The sequence below is a fragment of the Herbaspirillum sp. Sphag64 genome, assembly GCF_014192645.1.
GTDB lineage: Bacteria > Pseudomonadota > Gammaproteobacteria > Burkholderiales > Burkholderiaceae_D > Herbaspirillum.
Genome location: NZ_JACHYE010000009.1, coordinates 50092 through 68478 on the forward strand (window position 1 = coordinate 50092; position 18387 = coordinate 68478).

An 18387-nucleotide genomic window follows, 5' to 3' on the forward strand; every position below is an offset into this window, starting at 1 on the left:
GGAATCACCGCCGGCATCGCCAAGCCCGGCAGTTCTAGTACAATAGCGCCCGAAGCAAGCCAGACAGCCGCTGGCCGTCGTTTATGCGATGGCGGGAGGAAGGTCCGGACTCCATAGAGCGGGGTGACGGTTAACGGCCGTCCGCTGAAAGTCGGTGCAAGCCGGTATAAGGCGAGGAATAGGGCCACAGAGACGAGCGTATTAAGTTACGGTGAAACGCGGTAACCTCCACCCGGAGCAATTTCAAATAGGCACGCATTGATGCTGCTCGCGGAGCGTGCGGGTAGAAAGCTTGAGCGCTGGAGCAATCCCGCGCCTAGAGGAATGGCTGTCATAACGGGTAACCGTCGTAACAGAATCCGGCCTATCGGCTTGCTTCACTTTTTTACATTGCTGCGGTAACTTACGAGGCCGCTGCAGCAGGCAATAAATAAAAAATTCGATCACAATCGATCAATTCGAGACACGGGACCAGGGACCAGCATGAGCCAACCGGTTTTGTTTGAAGAACTGTTGTGCCAGAACGGCCGCCGCATTGGTGTGGCGTCGCTGGCTTCGGAAAAGACGCTCAATGCGCTGTCGCTGGAGATGGTGCATTTGCTCACGCCACAATTGCTGCGCTGGGCCGATGATCCGCAGATTGCCATGGTCCTGTTGCAGGCGCAGGGTGAAAAAGCCTTCTGTGCCGGTGGTGATCTGCAGCAACTCTACCGTACCATGCGCGAGCATCATGCTTCGCCACAGCGCGACGACATCCGCGGCAATCGCTATGCGGAAGAATTCTTTGAGCACGAATACCGGCTCGACTATCGCTTGCATACTTTTCCCAAGCCTTTATTGTGCTGGGGTCATGGCATCGTGATGGGCGGCGGGATTGGTCTGATGGCCGGTTGCAACCATCGCGTGGTCACTGAGCGTTCGCGTCTGGCGATGCCGGAAATCCTGATTGGCTTGTTTCCGGATGTCGGTGGCAGCTGGTTTTTGAGTCGTGCGCCGGGCAAACTCGGGGCCTTTTTGGCGCTCACCGGTGTCAGTATGAATGCCAACGATGCTCTGCTGGTTGGTCTGGCCGATTATCGCCTGACCCACGAAAGCAAGCGGCAAGTCCTCGCCACCCTGTTGCAACAACCCTGGTCCGATCTACCTGATGCCAACGACGCGCTACTTACCCACGCGTTGCGCGAGTCAGAACAGGCCGCTGATGCGAGTCAGTTTGCGCCGTCGTCATTGCGTGAACATTTCGATTTGATCAACCAGCTTTGCAGCGCACCGACGCCACAGGAGACGGTCGCAGCCATTTTGGCCTTGGAAACTGAACAGCCATGGTGGCACAAGGCACAGGCCAACCTGAAAGCCGGTGCACCTGGTTCGGCGCTGTTGTCATTGGAATTGCAGCGGCGTGTGCGGCATAGGTCGCTGGCGGAGGTGTTTCGCCTGGAGCTGGTGGTGGCTTTGCATTGCGCAGCTCGACCCGACTTCGTGGAGGGTATCCGGGCGCTGATTATTGACAAGGACAATCAGCCGCAATGGCAACCAGCACGCCTTGAAGATGCTAGTGCGGCCTGGTTGCAGGGTTTTTTCGCCGATCCTTGGGCTGCAGAGGCGCATCCACTGGCTGATTTGACCTGAGCTGACCTGAGATCGGCGTTAGAATTACAGACCCAGTTCGCTCAGCCCAGGATGATCCGCTGGGCGTGGGGCGCTTCGGTCCCAATGGAACTTGCGTTCGCTTTCCTTGATTGGTACGTCATTGATTGAGGCATGGCGGGCGCGCATCAAGCCATTTTCATCAAATTCCCAGTTTTCATTGCCGTAAGAGCGAAACCAGTTGCCGGAATCGTCGTGCCATTCGTAGGCAAAGCGCACCGCAATGCGGTTGTCGTCATGCGCCCAGATTTCCTTGACGAGACGATATTGCTGCTCGTGGATCCATTTTTTGGTGAGGAAGCTGACAATGTCGGCACGACCTTGCAGGAAGTCGGCGCGATTACGCCAGCGACTATCTTCGGTGTAGGCCAGCGACACCTTTTCCGGGTTGCGGGAGTTCCAGGCATCTTCAGCAGCACGTACCTTGATGATGGCGGTGTCGCGGGTAAATGGCGGTAGCGGCGGGCGGGCAGCGGTCATGACGGTCCTTTCTGGCAAGAGCGGGCGTGGAGAATCCATCGCTTGGGCCCCTATTCTAGCGCCGACATGAAATAATCGCCGAATAGCAATGTGCAAGACATCTGTTGACAAGCAATGGCATGCGCAGCGCTTCCTTTTACTCTGGAACCGTCATGAATACCGAAAAAATCAAGGCAGCGGCCACCCTTTTGCTGGCCGTACGCAAACATGAAACCAGTTTGTCACATCTGCCGCAGGACTGTCTGCCAGCAGATGCCGCTGAGGCCTATGCGGTACAAGATGCCGTCAGTCTGGCGCTAGGGCAGGTCGGCGGCTGGAAGGTTGGCGCCAAGGCACCTGATGCGCCAGCCAGTTGCGCTCCCATGCCGGCATCGCTGACTTTCGCCGCCCCCTATCATTTTGCCGACCTGCTCGTGGCGGGTGAGCGCGGTATCGAGCTCGAAATTGCCGTGCGCATGCAGCAAGATCTACCGCCGCGTGCAACGCCTTATACGCAGGCAGAGGTCGTGGCTGCGGTGGGAACGATCCATCCAGCCATTGAAATCGTGTCTTCGCGTTATTCCCGTACTGAACATTCCGCTGCTGCCAGCCCGCTGGCGGCGTTGGCCGACGCATTGAGCAATGGTGCTTTTATCTACGGAGCGGGACGCAGTGATCTGGGAATGGTGGATCAGCTAACTCAGGCTGCTCACCTGTATTTTGACGGGCAGGAAGTCGTTTCCACGGTTGGCGGCAATCCGGTTGGTGACATCTGGCCGTTGCTGACCTGGCTGGCCAATCATCTCGCTGCGCGCGGAGATGGTCTCAAGGCGGGGCAGTTTGTGACCACCGGCTCCTGCACCGGCAAGCTGGTCGCAGCACCCGGTACGCAAGTCAGGGGTGATTTACCTGGTATTGGGGTTGTCGAGATTTCCTTCGCGCAGGCGTAGTCAATGCAATGTCGCGTGACGGTTGCTGTGACAGGTAGTGTGAACGGGATGTAATCGGGAGGGAGCTGCGGGATAGTGCAGCTGGATACGACGCAGGCGCTGATGTGGGGGATATTTGAATGCTGTGAACTCCAGGTTCACAGCATTCAAATCGAACAATTATTTTTTCTTCTTGTTCACTGCTTCTTTGAACGACTTACCAGCCGAGAACTTCACGGTGGTTGCAGCAGCGATCTTGATCTCTTCGCCGGTTTGTGGGTTGCGGCCGGTACGTGCAGCGCGCTTGCCTGTCGAGAAGGAACCAAAACCAACCAGTTGTACGGTGTCGCCCTTGGTCACAGCCTTGATGATGTTCTCAACGACTGAGTCCAATGCACGTTGTGCAGCAGCCTTCGAGATTTCAGTATCAGCAGCGATTGCGTCGACCAATTCAGATTTGTTCACTTTAAAATTCCTTTCACTGTTAAGGTGCCGAGATTTTAGCATTGGAATGCGGCTAGTCGGCAAGCCCCATCTGCGTTTAATTGAATTGTGGTGATCTATTTTTACTTCAATAATGGAAACGGCAATCGGTATAAAAGGATTTTTATGTGCGGCGATTTGCTTTTGCCTCGACGCCAATTTTTTTTGACGATTTTCTGACTCCTCGGAGCGCTTTCAAGACAGTGACATTTGCTTGTCATTTCGTTAATATTATTCGCGTAGATTGATGCCTCCTGATGCAACGAGCGTCTTCTGTTACTTCCCTCCTGCGTTGCTGATCTGCCCGATTGCGGTGCGTCACGAAGTGCTCCGCGGTAGCGTCAATCGCCTTCCATCCCAGAGACCATGCGCAATACGCGTGAAACACATGTGTATAGCTCATGTGAAATCTTTCAAAAATTCGCTAAGTCATTCATTTTTCTAAAGAAATGGCTTTTTGATGCTTTTTAGATAAGTGCGCTAAGTCTTTGACTTTATTGGCAAAACCCCTGTTTTGGACATGCAATATCGCTTGACCTGTATTAGTGCATCCTCTAAAGTGGGCGATAGTGTGAAAAAGTGTTTTTTTGTGGGGATTTTTTGGATTTCCTGCGAAAGGACAGCACACCATAACCATGCCAACCGCAACAGTAAAAAGGTCAGACACAGTGTTTCAGGGCGCCTCAGCGATCAATCTCGATGCCAAAGGACGGATGACAATCCCGGCCAAGCATCGTGACGCCCTGGCCGTGCAGTGCGAGGGAAGGGTAACGCTGACCCGTCACCCGCACGGTTGCCTGCTGTTTTTTCCACGGCCGACCTGGGAAAGTCATCGCGAGCAGATTGCCTCCTGGCCGATGTCGGCACGCGCCTGGCAGCGTATTTTCCTAGGCAATGCCTGCGACGTTGAGCTCGACTCGGCCGGGCGCATTTTGATTGCGCCGGAGTTGCGCGCCGCCGTTGGCTTACAGCGCGACGTCATGTTGCTGGGCATGGGAAGCCATTTTGAAATCTGGGATGCTGCCAAGCTGGCCGAGAGTGAGTCGGAAGCTGTTGCTGCGGGCATGCCAGATGTGTTGAGTAATTTTTCCTTCTGACGGCAGCGCGTGATGACTATGCAATCGGTGCCCGATTTGCAGCACCGCACAGTGCTGTTGGAAGAAGCGGTTGACGCGCTGGCCATTACTGGCGCGCGCGCTGATGGCGTGTATCTGGACGGTACCTTCGGCCGTGGCGGTCACAGTCGGGCGATTCTGGAGCGGCTCAGCCCACGCGGGCGTCTGATTGCGTTTGATAAGGATCCGCTGGCGATCGCCACTGCGCAGACCATCGCCGACCCACGCTTTACGATCGTGCATGACAGTTTTGCGACGCTCGATGAGGCGTTGGCCGAACAGGGTGTGCATCGCGTCAATGGCGTTTTGATGGATTTGGGTATTTCGTCGCCGCAGGTGGATGACGCGGCACGTGGTTTTAGCTTCCGCTTCGATGGACCGCTGGACATGCGCATGGATACCACCCGTGGCATCTCGGCGGCACAGTGGCTGGCAACAGCCGATGAACAGACAATTGCAAAGGTGATACGAGATTATGGGGAAGAACGGTTTGCTGTTCAGATTGCAAAGGCGATTGTTGCTCGCCGGGCAGTCGAACCAATTTCAGGCACACGACAGCTTGCCACGCTCGTGGCACAAGTCGTCAAAACCCGCGAGAAAGGCAAAGACCCGGCCACTCGTACCTTTCAGGCTGTACGGATTTTCATCAATAAAGAGCTTGAAGAACTCGAGATAGGGCTGGAGAAGGCATTTCGCCAGATGGCGCAGCATGGGAGATTGGTTGTGATCAGCTTTCACTCGCTGGAAGATCGCATCGTCAAGCAGTTCATGGCATCCAAAGCCCATGTGCCGCAGCCCGACCGTCGCCTGCCCATTCGTGCCGTGGATTTGCCGCAACCGCTGGCCAGACTTCTGCCACGCGTCAAACCGAGTGATGCTGAAGTCAGCGCTAATCCGCGTGCGCGCTCGGCAGTCATGCGTGCGCTTGAACGTGCTCCCGACGAGGTGGCACCATGATCGGCCGTCTCAGCGTTGTAGTGACTGCCTTGCTGGTGCTGTGCGCGCTGTCGCTGGTCAATGCCCAGTATCAGGCGCGCAGTCAGTTCATCGAGTTGGAGCGCGCCCAATCGCAAGCGCGCCAGCTCGATATTGATTGGGCGCAGTTGCAGCTGGATCAGTCTACGCTGGGCAAAAATGCGCGGATTGAAGAAGTTGCGCGGCGCGATCTGAACATGGTTTCACTGACGCCACAACGTACTCAATATCTGACGGTGGGGGCGAAATGACACGCATGCCGCCGCGCACCCCCAACGCCACTGGACGCGTCGCCGCCTCTCGTGGCGTCGCCTTTTCGGCGAGTCCGGTCTTGCAGGTCAAGATGCCGGCCTGGCGTTCGCGGCTGGTTCTGTTTGTGTTATTTACCGCATTTGTTGCCTTGGCCGGCCGTGCATTGTTCCTGCAGGGCATGTCGACCGACTTCCTGCAGAAGCAGGGGGCGTCACGCTATGCCCGTACACTGGAGTTGCCCGCGACACGTGGCAAGATCACCGACCGCAATGGTCAGGTGTTGGCGTCCTCGGTACCGGTCAAGGCTATTTGGGCAATTCCTGACGACGTTCAAGAGGCGCCCAAGGAAAAGCTACATGCACTGGCTACGTTGCTGGACATGAGTGATGCCGAACTGCGCAAGAAGCTGGATTCGGATCGCAGCTTTGTTTACCTTAAACGGCAGGTCGAGCAAGACACCACCGACAAAATTCTCAAACTGGGCATTCCGGGTATCGAAACTCGCAAGGAATATAAGCGCTTCTACCCTGAGGGGGAAGTCATGGCGCACGTGGTTGGCTTTACCAATGTCGAGGATGCGGGGCAGGACGGCATGGAGCTTGGCTCGCAAAAGACGCTGGCTGGCACCACCGGGAGCCGTCGCGTGATCAAGGACCGGCTGGGACGTATTGTTGAAGATATCGAAGCGGTACGCGAACCGCATGATGGTCAGGATCTGACGCTGTCCATCGATAGCAAGATTCAGTACATCGCCTTCACCCAGCTCAAGGAAGCGGTCGATAAGAACAAGGCCAAGGCCGGTGGCATTATCGTCGTCGATGCTCGTACTGGCGAGGTGCTGGCATTGGCGAATCTGCCGACCTACAATCCTAACGACCGCTCGGTGCTGACCGGCGAGCAGTTGCGCAATCGGGTGCTGACCGATACCTTCGAGCCAGGCTCGACACTCAAGCCGTTCACGATTGCATTAGCGCTTGATACCCATCGGGTAACACCATCGACGGTCTTCCAGACGGCGCCCGGGAAAATGACCATTGGTACCGCCACCATCGGTGACGCCGAGCCACACGGCGCGCTCACGGTCGCAGAAATCATCCAGAAATCCTCGAACATCGGTACTGCCAAGGTGGCACTGCAAATGCCGCCGCAGGAAATGTGGGAAATGTTCACCAAGGTCGGTCTCGGGCAGCAACCGAAGTTCGGTTTTCCGGGCGCGGTGGCAGGGCGCGTGCGCCCTTATAAAGCCTGGCGTCCGATTGAGCAGGCTACGATGAGCTACGGTCACGGCATTTCGTTGTCATTGATTCAGTTGGCCCATGCCTATCTGATCTTTGCCCGCAATGGCGACATCATTCCATTATCCTTCCAGAAGGTTTCCGAGAGCCCGGTTGGGCAGCGCGTGATTGCGGAAAACACCGCATTGCAGATGCGTCGCATGCTGGAAACCGTGACCGCACCTGGTGGTACCGCACCACAGGCGCAGGTTCCCGGTTATCGGGTTGGTGGCAAGACTGGTACGGCTTATAAGATTGTTGGTGGCAAATATGTGCACAAATATGTGGCTGACTTTGTCGGTATCGCACCGATGTCTGATCCACGTCTGATCATCGCCGTGATGATTGATGAGCCCAGTGCCGGTAATCACTACGGCGGCACCGTTGCCGCGCCGGTGTTTGCCAATGTGGCAGCCAATGCCTTGCGCGCGCTCAATATTGCGCCGGACTCCAGCGTGACCAACATCATCATCCCTAAAGACGCCATCGAGGAGAGCCTGTGATGCAACCAGACAAGCTTTCCGTGCAACAAATCATCAGCTGGCTGGAGACACTTGAGCCAGCCGTCAACAACCTTACCGCCAAACTGACCGCGGATTCGCGGCAGGTCGTGGCAGGCGATATCTTCTTTGCCTATCCCAATGGCGGTGCCGATGGCCGTCGTTATATCAACGATGCGATCGAGCGCGGTGCCATTGCGGTGGTCCATGAGGCCGACGGCTATACCTGGCCCGAGCAGGAAACCTTGCCGCACTTTGCTGTCACGGGGCTGAAGTACGTCGCTGGTGCGGTTGCCAATCACTATTATCAAAAGCCGGACAAGGACATGTTCACGGTTGCCGTGACCGGTACCAATGGCAAGACCTCTTGCACTTACTGGCTGGGCATGGCCTTGTCGCGCCTGCAGGCAAGTTCGGGCTCGGCCTCGCAGCCGGCGGCAGTCATTGGTACGCTCGGCGTCGGATTGTTCCAAGACGGGCGGCCGCAAGCATTTGATGTCACTGGCTATACCACGCCCGACGCACTGACGTTGCAGCGCAAGCTGGCAGATCTGCGTCGCGCACGCGCTTCCGTGCTGGCGATCGAAGCATCCTCCATCGGTCTCGATCAGGGGCGACTTAATGGTTTGCACGTGGATGTTGCCTTGTTCACCAATTTCACCCGTGACCATCTGGATTATCACGGCGACATGCTGGCCTATGAGGCAGCCAAGGTGCAGTTGTTCGATGCGCCGGGCTTGCAGCAGGCAGTCATCAACCTCGATGATCAGATGGGGCAGCGCCTGGTGCCTTACGTCTACGCCAAGAATTTACCGGTGATCGGCTATTCGATTACCGACGTCGATTTGCCGGATGTACCAACACTGCGTGCTTCTGCCATTCGCAGCACCAATAATGGCACCAGCTTCCACGTTGATTCACCGTTTGGCTCGGCACAGGTCAAGACGCAGCTGGTGGGACATTTCAATGTCAGCAATCTGCTGGGCATTCTCGGCGTGATGCTGGCCAAGGGTATCGTCTGGGAAGCCGCCGTTGCCAAGCTGGCAACATTGACACCTGTACCTGGACGGATGCAGCAATTCGGCGGTCAAGAGGTGCCTTTGATCGTGATCGATTATGCGCATACTCCCGACGCATTGGAAAAAGCCCTAAACGCCTTGCGTCCTGTAGCAACCCAGCGCGGCGGTGAGCTGTGGTGCGTCTTTGGTTGCGGTGGCGACCGTGATCCCGGTAAACGTCCGCAAATGGGGGCTGTCTCCGAGTTGGCGGACCATGTGCTGTTGACCAGCGACAATCCACGCAGCGAAGATCCGCAAACCATCATGGCGCATATCAAGAGCGGCATGATGCGTCTGACGCCACACGAAATGAGTGACCGTGCCGCCGCCATCCTTTGGACGGTGCGGCATGCCGCCAAACACGATGTGGTCTTGCTGGCAGGTAAAGGACACGAAACCTATCAGGAAATCGGCGGCAAGAAATATCCCTTCCTCGATGCCGATCACGTTGCGCTGGCTTTGGCTGCGCGCGCCACCATGCTGGGAGGTGCGTGATGCAGACCACGATTGAACAACTGGCAACCTGGCTGGATCGGCCCGTCAGCAACGTTGATGGCAAACCAACCTCGACGGTTGTGCAGGGTCTGACGACGGACAGTCGGTCAGTGGTTGCTGGCAGTATATTTGTGGCGTTGCGTGGCGAACGCTTTGATGCGCATGATTTCCTCGATGCCGTTGCCGCACAAGGTGCTGCTGCGGTCGTGGTTGAACGCATTCCTGACGGACTGACAATTCCCGCCATTGTGGTTGCGGATACGCGGCTTGCTTTGGGGCAAATTGCGCGCCGCTGGCGTGAACAGTTTGCCATTCCACTGCTGGCAGTGACCGGTAGCAATGGCAAGACAACCGTCAAGGAAATGCTGGCAGCGATTCTCGCGGCGGCCTTCGGCACAGATCACAGCATGGCGACCCGCGGTAACTTCAATAATGAAATCGGCCTGCCGCTAACGTTGTTGCGTCTGCAACCCGAACATCAGGCAGCAGTGGTTGAGTTGGGCATGAATCATCCCGGTGAAATCGCCGTGCTGGCCGAGATCGCCCAGCCGACGCTGGCGCTGGTCAATAACGCGCAACGTGAGCATCAGGAATTCATGGCCACGGTAGAAGCCGTGGCACGTGAAAACGGTGCTGTCTTTGCCGCGCTGCCCGCCGATGGTGTGGCCGTGTTTCCAGCCGAGGATGAGTATGCCTGGGTCTGGCACGAGTTGGTCAATGCGCGTGGATTGCAGCGTGTGATCACCTTCGGTTTATCCGAACAGGCGGATATCAGCGCAAGCTACACACCACAGGAATTTGGCAGTGTGATCAGGGGACGCGCCCGTCTGGGCGGCGATACGCTGAGGTTCCAGATTCGACTGGCAGCCATCGGTGAACACAATGTACGCAATGCACTGGCAGCGACTGCCTGCGCTTTGGGTGCCGGTATCGCAATTGAAGCAATTGTGCGTGGTCTGGAAGCATTCGCACCGGTCAATGGTCGCATGCAGCGTAAGCAGGCCAGTAGCGGCGCGCTAGTGATTGACGATACCTATAACGCCAATCCGGATTCGGTTCGCGCAGCCATCGATGTCTTGTCCAAGGCCGCCACACCGCGGGTGCTGGTTCTGGGTGACATGGGCGAAGTCGGTGACGAAGGACAACAGTTCCATGAGGAAATAGGTGCCTATGCGCGCGCAAAAGGGATCGATCATTTCCTTGGTTTCGGCGAGGCCACAAGCTTTGCTGTCACCGCATTCAATCAGGCCGCAGGGGGCGTATCAAGCATCGCTTCCGCAGGTCATTTCGCAACGATCGAGGCAATCAGTGCAGCCGCTGCAGAGCTGGCGACGCCGGATGCCTCGATATTGGTAAAAGGTTCGCGTTTCATGAAGATGGAACGCGTTGTGCAGCATTTGGTCGGGGCGCAGTCCACCGCGCCACAATCACAGGGGACTCATTAACATGCTGCTTTGGCTGGCTCAGAATTTTCAGCAGGATTTCAGTTTCCTGCGCGTATTCAACTTCATCACCTTCCGCGCCGTGTTTGCGACGTTGACGGCGCTGCTGATCGGCCTGGTCGCCGGTCCGGCAGTCATTCGCATGCTGACCCGCCTGAAGGTTGGTCAGGCGGTGCGTACCGATGGACCGCAAACGCATCTGGTCAAGTCCGGTACGCCGACCATGGGTGGTGTGCTGATTCTGATCGGCATTGGTATCTCGACCTTGTTGTGGGCTGATCTGAGCAACCGTTTTGTCTGGATCGTGCTGATAGTTACGCTCGGCTTTGGGACGATCGGCTGGGTCGATGACTATCGCAAGGTGGTCTACAAGGACCCGAATGGCATGCGCTCACGCGAGAAATATTTCTGGCAATCGCTGATCGGTCTGGTAGCTGCCTTCTATCTGGCATTTTCGGTCTCGGAAGTGAGCAACATGAAGGTACTGGACCTGTTTGTTTCCTGGGTGCAGTCGGGTTTCAATATTGACTTGCCACCCAAGGCCGATCTGATTGTGCCGTTCTTCAAAACAGTCAGTTATCCACTCGGTGTCTGGGGCTTTATTGCGCTGACCTATTTCGTCATCGTCGGTACCAGCAACGCCGTCAACCTGACCGATGGTCTGGATGGTCTGGCGATTATGCCGACCGTACTGGTGGGTGGTGCACTGGGCTTGTTTGCCTACCTGACCGGTAGTGCCAGCTATGCCAAATATTTGTTGATTCCGCATATTCCCGGTGCCGGTGAGTTGCTGATTTTCTGTGGTGCGATGGCGGGCGCCGGACTGGCCTTCCTCTGGTACAACGCCTATCCGGCACAGGTGTTCATGGGTGACGTCGGGGCGCTGGCGTTGGGTGGCGCGCTTGGCACCATCGCCGTGATTGTGCGTCAGGAAATCGTGTTGTTCATCATGGGTGGCATTTTCGTGGTGGAAACCCTGTCGGTGATGATTCAGGTGGCTTATTTCAAGTTCACCAAGAAGCGCACTGGCGTAGGCAAACGGATTTTGTTGATGGCGCCGCTGCACCATCACTATGAACAGAAGGGCTGGAAGGAAACCCAGGTCGTGGTGCGGTTCTGGATCATCACCATGATGCTGGTACTGGTTGGTTTATCCACCTTGAAGTTGCGGTAAATACGGAAGATAACGGCAGGAAAGCAAAAGTGAATTACGTCAATCAACACGCTCTGGTACTGGGACTGGGTGAATCCGGTCTGGCGATGGCGCAGTGGCTGGTCTACTGCGGCGCCCGGGTGCGTGTGGCCGATACCCGTGATGCAGCGGCGGTCGCTGACCGTCTGGCGCAGTTGCGGGCGACCGCTCCAGAGGCTGAATTCATTGGTGCACAGCCGTTTTCGGCAACCTTGCTCGATGGTATTGATGTTGTTGCAGTCAGTCCCGGGCTGTCGCCGCAGCGTGAACTCGCTGAATTGAGCGGCGTAGCCGCACAGCGTGAAATACCGCTGTGGGGTGAAATGGAATTGTTTGCCCAGGCGCTGGCAGCCTTGCGCAGCGAACGTGCCTATGCACCCAAGGTGATTGCGATCACCGGCACCAACGGCAAGACCACGGTGACCAGTCTGACGGGCAATCTGTGCCGTCGTGCAGGCTTGACCACCAAGGTTGCCGGCAATATCAGCCCAGCTGTGCTGGATGTATTGCGTCAGGCATTGAGTGAAGATGCTGCCCTGGCAGTGCAGCGTGCGCAGGAGCGCGAGCAAGCAGCTTTGATGGAGGCCGAGGCTGCGCGAGTTGCTGCAGTGCCAGTTGAATCGGCTGTCCCCCTCGTCGCGACAGAGCACGAGCTACAGACAGCAGAAGTACAGGAAACGTCAGACGCATTAGAAGTACCTGAAGTACCACAAGTGTCAGAAGTACCAGAAGAAGTAGTGGCTTCAGTCGAGCTGACTGAAGCCGTGCTGCCGGTTACAGAGCCTGCTACTCCCGTCTATACCGGCAATTTGCCGCAGGCCTGGGTGCTGGAGCTATCGAGCTTCCAGTTACACACCACTTATAGTTTGCAGCCAGATGCGGCAACCGTCCTCAATGTCACACAGGACCATCTGGACTGGCACGGCAGCATGGAGGCCTATGCCGCCGACAAGCAAAGAATTTTTGGCAACGACACTATCCGCGTGCTCAATCGTGACGACGCGCGCGTGATCCAGATGGGCGGTGTAGCGGCAACGATCTCCAGCTTTGGGTTGGATGCGCCCCGCAAGGCAGGTGATTTTGGTCTGGTTGACGAAAATGGCATGCTCTGGCTCGCCAATGCCGTCGCGACCGAAGACGATGAAAAGCCACAGGGACGTCGCAAGAAAGACCTCAAAGAGGAAACACCATTTCTGCTCAAGCGCCTGATGCCAGCCGATGCGCTACGTATTCGTGGCTTGCACAATGCACTCAATGCGCTGGCAGCACTGGCCTTATGCCGCGCCATTGATCTGCCACTGGCACCGTTGCTGCACGGTTTGCGTGAGTATGCGGGCGAACCGCATCGGGTCGAACTGGTTACCACGATTCAGGACGTTGAATATTACGACGACAGCAAAGGTACCAATGTCGGGGCGACGGTGGCCGCATTGAACGGGCTCGGTCATGGCGGCAAGCCAAACCGGCTGTTACTGATTGCCGGCGGCGACGGCAAAGGCCAGGACTTTACGCCACTGGCAGAGCCGCTGAACAAGTACGGGCGTGCCGTATTCCTGATCGGTCGCGACGCCGCTGCGATTCGCGGCGCGGTAGCAGCGACGGGTATTACTCTGGTCGATTGCAACTCGCTCGAAGAAGCTGTGCAAAAAGCTGGTGAGATAGCGCGTGCCGGAGAAGCTGTCCTGCTGTCGCCTGCTTGCGCCAGTCTGGACATGTTCCGCAACTATGCCCATCGGGCTGAAGTGTTTGTGGATGCCGTGCGTGAACTGGCGCTCTCACGTGGTGAGGTGATGTGATGAAACTGAGCCTGTCATCCATTACCGGCTGGTTCAGCCCGAAAGAGGCGGTCGCAGGGCGCGCGCGTGGAGGCATGCGGGACAGCGCCTATGCCGGTGGCAGCCTCAAGGGTATCAGCGGGATTGAACAGCGCTCGCGGATGATGCAGTACGACCAGCCTTTGGTCTGGGTCGTGATCCTGCTGATGTTGTTTGGCATGGTGATGGTGTATTCAGCATCGATTGCCTTACCCGATTCACCCAAATACGCGAATTACAAGACTTCCTATTTCCTGGTGCGGCAGGCGGTGTTCATTGCAGTATCCCTGCTGCTTGGGTTGCTGGTGTTCCGGGTCAAGATCGAAACCTGGCAAAAGATGGCGCCCTATTTGTTTGTTGGCACGTTGGTGTTGCTGGCAATGGTGCTGATCCCCGGCATCGGCAAGGGTGTCAATGGCGCCAAGCGCTGGTTGTCATTCAAGGTGTTCAACCTGCAGCCGTCGGAACTGATGAAGCTGTTCATTGTCCTGTACGCAGCCGATTACACGGTGCGCAAGCAGGAGGTGATGCACAAGCTGACCAAGGGTTTCCTGCCGATGACGGTAGCGGTTGGCGTGGTTGGTTTGCTGCTGCTGCTGGAGCCCGATCTGGGCGCGTTCGGCGTGATCGTCTGCATCGCCATGGGTATTCTGTTTTTGGGCGGGATCAACGGCGTCTGGTTCGGCGGTATTGGTGCCACGCTGGTCGGTATTTTCTCGCTCGTGATTGTGTTGTCGCCGTGGCGGCGTGAACGGATCTTTGCCTACCTCAACCCGTGGGTTGAGGAGAACGCACAGGGCAAGGCTTATCAGTTGTCGCATTCGCTGATCGCTTTTGGACGCGGCGAGCTGTTTGGCGTTGGTCTGGGCGGCAGTGTCGAGAAACTGCATTACCTGCCGGAGGCGCATACCGACTTCCTGCTAGCGGTCATTGGTGAGGAGCTGGGCTTTGTTGGCGTCTTGGTCGTTGTGCTGCTGTTCTACTGGTTGGTCAAGCATGCCTTTGAGATTGGTCGGCAGGCGATTGCACTGGATCTGACCTTTTCTGGGCTGGTGGCCAAGGGTGTTGGCATTTGGCTGGGCGTGCAGGCCTTCATCAACATGGGCGTCAATCTGGGTTTGCTGCCGACCAAGGGTTTGACTTTGCCGCTGATGAGCTACGGTGGCTCGGGTTTGTTGATTAATTGTGTAGGACTGGCGATTTTGTTGCGGATTGATTATGAAAACCGGGTGCTGATGCGGGGAGGCCGTCTATGACCGCGCCCAAGCGTCTGTTGATTATGGCCGCCGGGACTGGTGGTCACATCTTCCCGGGTCTGGCGATAGCCGAGACCATGCGTGCGCGCGGCTGGATCGTTTCGTGGTTGGGTACCACGCATGGTATGGAGCGCGATCTGGTGCCACGCCATGGCGTCGAGATGGACACGATCGTCTTCGCCGGATTGCGTGGCAAGGGCTGGCAGCACACGGTCAAGGGTGTGTGGCGTCTGGTTGCCAGCTTTGCTACCTGCCTGCGCATTATTGGCAAGCGGCAGCCCGATGTGGTGTTGGGCATGGGTGGTTACGTGACGGTGCCGGGTGGATTGATGGCGCGCTTGCGCGGTGTGCCGCTGGCACTGGTCAATGCCGATGCAGCGTTGCTCTTGTCCAACAAGACACTGACACCGCTGGCGGACAAGGTTTTGTTTGGCTTTCCTGCCGATTTTGGCAAGGCGGCAAGCAAGGCAGAAGTGACCGGTAACCCGGTGCGCCAGGAAATCATCGATCTGGGTGCGCCACAACCGCGCTATGCCCAGCGCAGCGGACCACTGCGAATTCTGGTGGTGGGTGGCAGTCTGGGTGCCAAGGTACTCAATGAATGTGTGCCGGCAGCGCTGGCCAGATTACCTGCCTCGTTGCCCGTGCAGGTGACGCATCAGTCCGGCAAGCAGCATATCGAAGCATTGCGTGCAGCCTATGCGCAAGCGGGCGTGAGCGCCGAAGTGCTTGATTTTATCGACGACATGCCGCGCCGCTACGCGCAGACCGATCTGGTGATTTGCCGTGCCGGTGCGATCACGATTTCGGAGCTGACCGCAGCAGGCGTGGCCAGTGTTCTTGTGCCGCTAGTCGCATCAACTACCTCACACCAGCGTGATAACGCCAAGTGGATGGCGCAGGCACAGGCAGCCGTACATCTACCGCAAACAGAACTGACGCCGGATAGTCTGGCGCAGTTGTTACAGACATTGGATCGGCCGGCCTGCCTCACACTGGCGCAGGCGGCTTACGAACAAGGCAGGCGCGAGGCCAACGAGGCAATCGCGCAGGTGCTGGAAAAATTGGTGAAGCAATGAAACATCGGGTTAAAAATATACATTTTGTCGGTATCGGTGGCTCAGGCATGAGCGGCATCGCCGAAGTCATGCTTAATCTGGGCTATGGCGTATCCGGTTCCGACCTCGGCAGCAACGCAGCAACGCAACGGCTCGAGCAGCTCGGTGCGCGCATTCTCTACGGCCACGCTGCTGATAACATTGCCGACGCGGATGCCATCGTCACCTCGACCGCCGTCAAGGCCGACAATCCGGAAGTACTGGCTGCACGCAAGAAGCACATTCCGATCGTGCCACGTGCCGTGATGCTAGGCGAACTGATGCGTCTGAAGCAGGGTATCGCGATTGCCGGCACCCACGGCAAGACCACTACCACCAGTCTGGTGGCCAGCGTGCTGGCACAAGGAGGGCTGGACCCAACGTTTGTGATTGGTGGCCGCCTTACCAGTGCCGGTGCCAACGCCAAACTGGGTTCTGGCGACTTCATCGTGGCTGAAGCCGATGAGTCGGATGCCTCATTCCTGAATCTGACCCCCGTGATTGAAGTCATCACCAATATCGATGCCGATCACATGGAGACCTACAACCACGACTTTGCCAAGCTCAAGCAGGCATTCGTGGAATTCACGCAGCGCTTGCCGTTTTATGGTGTGGCGGTGTTGTGCCTGGATGATCCACACGTTCGCGAAATCATGCCGATGATCTCCAAGCCTATCCTTACTTATGGCTTCCATGAAGACGCTGATATTCGCGCCATTGATGCCAGGGCAGTCGATGGCAAGATGGAGTTCACCGCAATTCAGGACGGTTACGCACCGATGCAGGTCAGTCTGAATCAGCCAGGTATGCACAACGTCCAGAACGCCTGCGCGGCGATTGCGATTGCCCGCGAACTCGATGTGGCCGATGTTGACACGCAAAAGGCACTGACCGAATTCAATGGAGTTGGTCGTCGATTTACGCGTTACGGCAATGTGCCGCTTAAGGATGCAGACGGCAAGCCGGCAGGTTCCTTCACACTGGTCGATGACTACGGTCACCACCCGGTGGAAACCGCCGCAACCATTGCTGCAGCGCGTGGTGCTTACCCGGGACGCCGCCTGGTACTGGCATTCCAGCCACATCGCTATACCCGTACCCGCGATCTGTTCGAGGATTTCGTCAAGGTGCTGTCCTCGCCTGACGTGCTGGTATTGGGTGAAGTCTATGCCGCCGGTGAGCAGCCAATCGTGGCCGCCGATGGCCGTGCGCTGGCGCATGCGCTGCGCGTCGCAGGCAAGGTGGAGCCGGTGTTTGTTGAAGATATCGCAGACATGCCGGCCACCATCCTCAATGTGGTGCGCGACGGCGATGTCGTCATGACCATGGGTGCCGGCTCCATCAGTGGCGTACCCGCCAAACTGACTGCACAGGGGGCATGATGAGCAATTTCTCGGCACAGCAATTTGGCAAGGTCGGTGTGCTCTTCGGTGGTCGTTCTGCCGAGCGCGAAGTCTCGATCATGTCAGGTACCGGCGTCTTGCAGGCGCTGCGAAGCAAGGGCGTGAATGCGCATCCGTTTGATCCGGCGCAACGCAGTCTGGCAGAACTCGCTGCCGAACGTTTTGATCGTGTGTTCATTGCCCTGCATGGACGTTATGGCGAAGACGGCACACTGCAAGGCGCGCTGGAGCAGCTTGGTATTCCGTATACCGGTCCTGGTGTGATGTCGTCTGCCATCGCGATGGACAAGATCATGACCAAGCGGATCTGGCTCGGTCACGGTTTGCCAACACCGCGTTTTCTGGAGCTGGACCGCAGCACCTCGTTAGAGGAACTGCGCCAGGTTCCCGATGTACTGGGTTTGCCGCTGATGCTCAAGGCACCGCATGAAGGCTCGACTATTGGTATCGCCAAGGTTGCCGGTTATTCCGAGATGCAGGAAGGTTTTGCACTCTGTGCCAAATATGACGCCATCGTGCTGGCAGAGGAGTTCGTACGCGGACGCGAGCTGACTGTGCCAGTTCTCGGACAGGGCCGCAATGCGCGTGCATTGCCCGTGATCGAGATCTGTGCGCCGGACGGCAACTACGACTATCAGCACAAGTACTTTGGCGATGAGACCAAGTACCTGTGCCCGGCACCGCTGGACGCGGCGCTGACTGAGCGCATCCAGACGCTGGCAGAGCGTGCATTCAATGCACTGGGTTGCCGCGGCTGGGCGCGTGTGGATTTCATGCTGCGTGCCAGTGACAACGAACCGTTCCTGCTGGAGATCAATACTTCGCCGGGAATGACTGGTCACTCGCTCGTGCCGATGTCAGCCAAGCAGGCCGGTTTGAGCTATGAAGATTTGTGCTGCGAAATCCTGCGCTCGGCGGCGCTGGATCTGCAGCCATCAAGTGACTGGAAGCCGCAGGTGAGCGCGGCTGCCGATGTGACGGATCAGGAGTAAACGG

16 protein-coding genes and 1 other RNA gene are annotated in these 18387 nt (G+C 57.2%); 15 read left to right on the forward strand and 2 right to left on the reverse strand.

What is annotated here, in order from left to right; all coding sequences use genetic code 11:
• Positions 1–51: 51 nt before the first annotated feature.
• Positions 52–383: RNase P RNA component class A (gene rnpB / locus FHW66_RS14630), an RNA gene on the forward strand.
• Positions 384–483: 100 nt separating this feature from the next.
• A complete protein-coding gene (locus tag FHW66_RS14635) occupies positions 484–1629 on the forward strand; it encodes an enoyl-CoA hydratase/isomerase family protein (RefSeq protein WP_183380558.1) in 1146 nt (381 codons plus the stop codon).
• 24 nt (positions 1630–1653) lie between these two features.
• Here the strand turns inward: FHW66_RS14635 and FHW66_RS14640 are convergent, their stop codons facing one another.
• On the reverse strand, positions 1654–2127 hold the full coding sequence (locus FHW66_RS14640) for a nuclear transport factor 2 family protein (RefSeq protein ID WP_183380559.1): 474 nt from the start codon (positions 2125–2127) through the stop codon (positions 1654–1656).
• A 152-nt stretch (positions 2128–2279) separates the two neighbouring features.
• Here FHW66_RS14640 and FHW66_RS14645 point away from each other — a divergent pair, with 152 nt between their 5' ends.
• Positions 2280–3056: a 2-keto-4-pentenoate hydratase gene (locus FHW66_RS14645; protein ID WP_183380560.1), complete on the forward strand. Its 777-nt coding sequence runs from the start codon at positions 2280–2282 to the stop codon at positions 3054–3056.
• A 159-nt stretch (positions 3057–3215) separates the two neighbouring features.
• Here FHW66_RS14645 and FHW66_RS14650 read toward each other — a convergent pair whose 3' ends face one another.
• The gene (locus FHW66_RS14650) at positions 3216–3500 is read right to left on the reverse strand and encodes an HU family DNA-binding protein (protein WP_007880659.1); all 285 of its coding nucleotides are present in this window, start codon (positions 3498–3500) and stop codon (positions 3216–3218) included.
• A 686-nt stretch (positions 3501–4186) separates the two neighbouring features.
• On the opposite strand from FHW66_RS14650, the gene mraZ reads away from it, so the two are divergent.
• Genes mraZ through FHW66_RS14710 form a run of 12 tightly spaced genes read left to right on the forward strand, consistent with a single transcriptional unit; the run spans position 4187 to position 18383 of the window.
• Positions 4187–4615, forward strand: a complete 429-nt coding sequence (gene mraZ, locus FHW66_RS14655) for a division/cell wall cluster transcriptional repressor MraZ (RefSeq protein WP_183380659.1) — start codon at positions 4187–4189, stop codon at positions 4613–4615.
• A 12-nt stretch (positions 4616–4627) separates the two neighbouring features.
• The gene (gene rsmH, locus FHW66_RS14660; RefSeq protein ID WP_183380561.1) at positions 4628–5590 is read left to right on the forward strand and encodes a 16S rRNA (cytosine(1402)-N(4))-methyltransferase RsmH; all 963 of its coding nucleotides are present in this window, start codon (positions 4628–4630) and stop codon (positions 5588–5590) included.
• Positions 5587–5859 carry a cell division protein FtsL gene (gene ftsL / locus FHW66_RS14665; protein WP_183380562.1) on the forward strand — a complete coding sequence of 91 codons (273 nt, stop codon included), beginning with the start codon at positions 5587–5589 and terminating at the stop codon, positions 5857–5859. Before rsmH ends, ftsL begins: the two co-directional genes overlap by 4 nt.
• On the forward strand, positions 5856–7637 hold the full coding sequence (locus tag FHW66_RS14670; protein WP_183380563.1) for a penicillin-binding protein 2: 1782 nt from the start codon (positions 5856–5858) through the stop codon (positions 7635–7637). The genes ftsL and FHW66_RS14670 overlap by 4 nt, the downstream gene beginning before the upstream one ends.
• Entirely contained in the window at positions 7637–9187 is a 1551-nt protein-coding gene (locus FHW66_RS14675) for a UDP-N-acetylmuramoyl-L-alanyl-D-glutamate--2,6-diaminopimelate ligase (protein ID WP_183380660.1), read from the forward strand. The genes FHW66_RS14670 and FHW66_RS14675 overlap by 1 nt, the downstream gene beginning before the upstream one ends.
• On the forward strand, positions 9187–10632 hold the full coding sequence (murF, locus tag FHW66_RS14680; protein ID WP_183380564.1) for a UDP-N-acetylmuramoyl-tripeptide--D-alanyl-D-alanine ligase: 1446 nt from the start codon (positions 9187–9189) through the stop codon (positions 10630–10632). The genes FHW66_RS14675 and murF overlap by 1 nt, the downstream gene beginning before the upstream one ends.
• 1 nt (position 10633) lies before the next feature.
• Positions 10634–11803 (forward strand): phospho-N-acetylmuramoyl-pentapeptide-transferase, encoded by a 1170-nt coding sequence (gene mraY, locus FHW66_RS14685; RefSeq protein ID WP_183380565.1) that lies wholly within the window; start codon positions 10634–10636, stop codon positions 11801–11803.
• Between the two features lie 29 nt (positions 11804–11832).
• Positions 11833–13617, forward strand: a complete 1785-nt coding sequence (gene murD / locus FHW66_RS14690) for a UDP-N-acetylmuramoyl-L-alanine--D-glutamate ligase (protein WP_183380566.1) — start codon at positions 11833–11835, stop codon at positions 13615–13617.
• A complete protein-coding gene (ftsW, locus tag FHW66_RS14695; RefSeq protein ID WP_183380567.1) occupies positions 13617–14891 on the forward strand; it encodes a putative lipid II flippase FtsW in 1275 nt (424 codons plus the stop codon). The genes murD and ftsW overlap by 1 nt, the downstream gene beginning before the upstream one ends.
• The gene (gene murG, locus FHW66_RS14700) at positions 14888–15970 is read left to right on the forward strand and encodes an undecaprenyldiphospho-muramoylpentapeptide beta-N-acetylglucosaminyltransferase (RefSeq protein ID WP_183380568.1); all 1083 of its coding nucleotides are present in this window, start codon (positions 14888–14890) and stop codon (positions 15968–15970) included. The genes ftsW and murG overlap by 4 nt, the downstream gene beginning before the upstream one ends.
• A complete protein-coding gene (gene murC, locus FHW66_RS14705) occupies positions 15967–17370 on the forward strand; it encodes a UDP-N-acetylmuramate--L-alanine ligase (protein WP_183380569.1) in 1404 nt (467 codons plus the stop codon). The genes murG and murC overlap by 4 nt, the downstream gene beginning before the upstream one ends.
• Complete coding sequence (locus FHW66_RS14710) at positions 17367–18383, forward strand: D-alanine--D-alanine ligase (RefSeq protein WP_183380570.1); 1017 nt, start codon at positions 17367–17369, stop codon at positions 18381–18383. Before murC ends, FHW66_RS14710 begins: the two co-directional genes overlap by 4 nt.
• Positions 18384–18387: the final 4 nt, after the last annotated feature.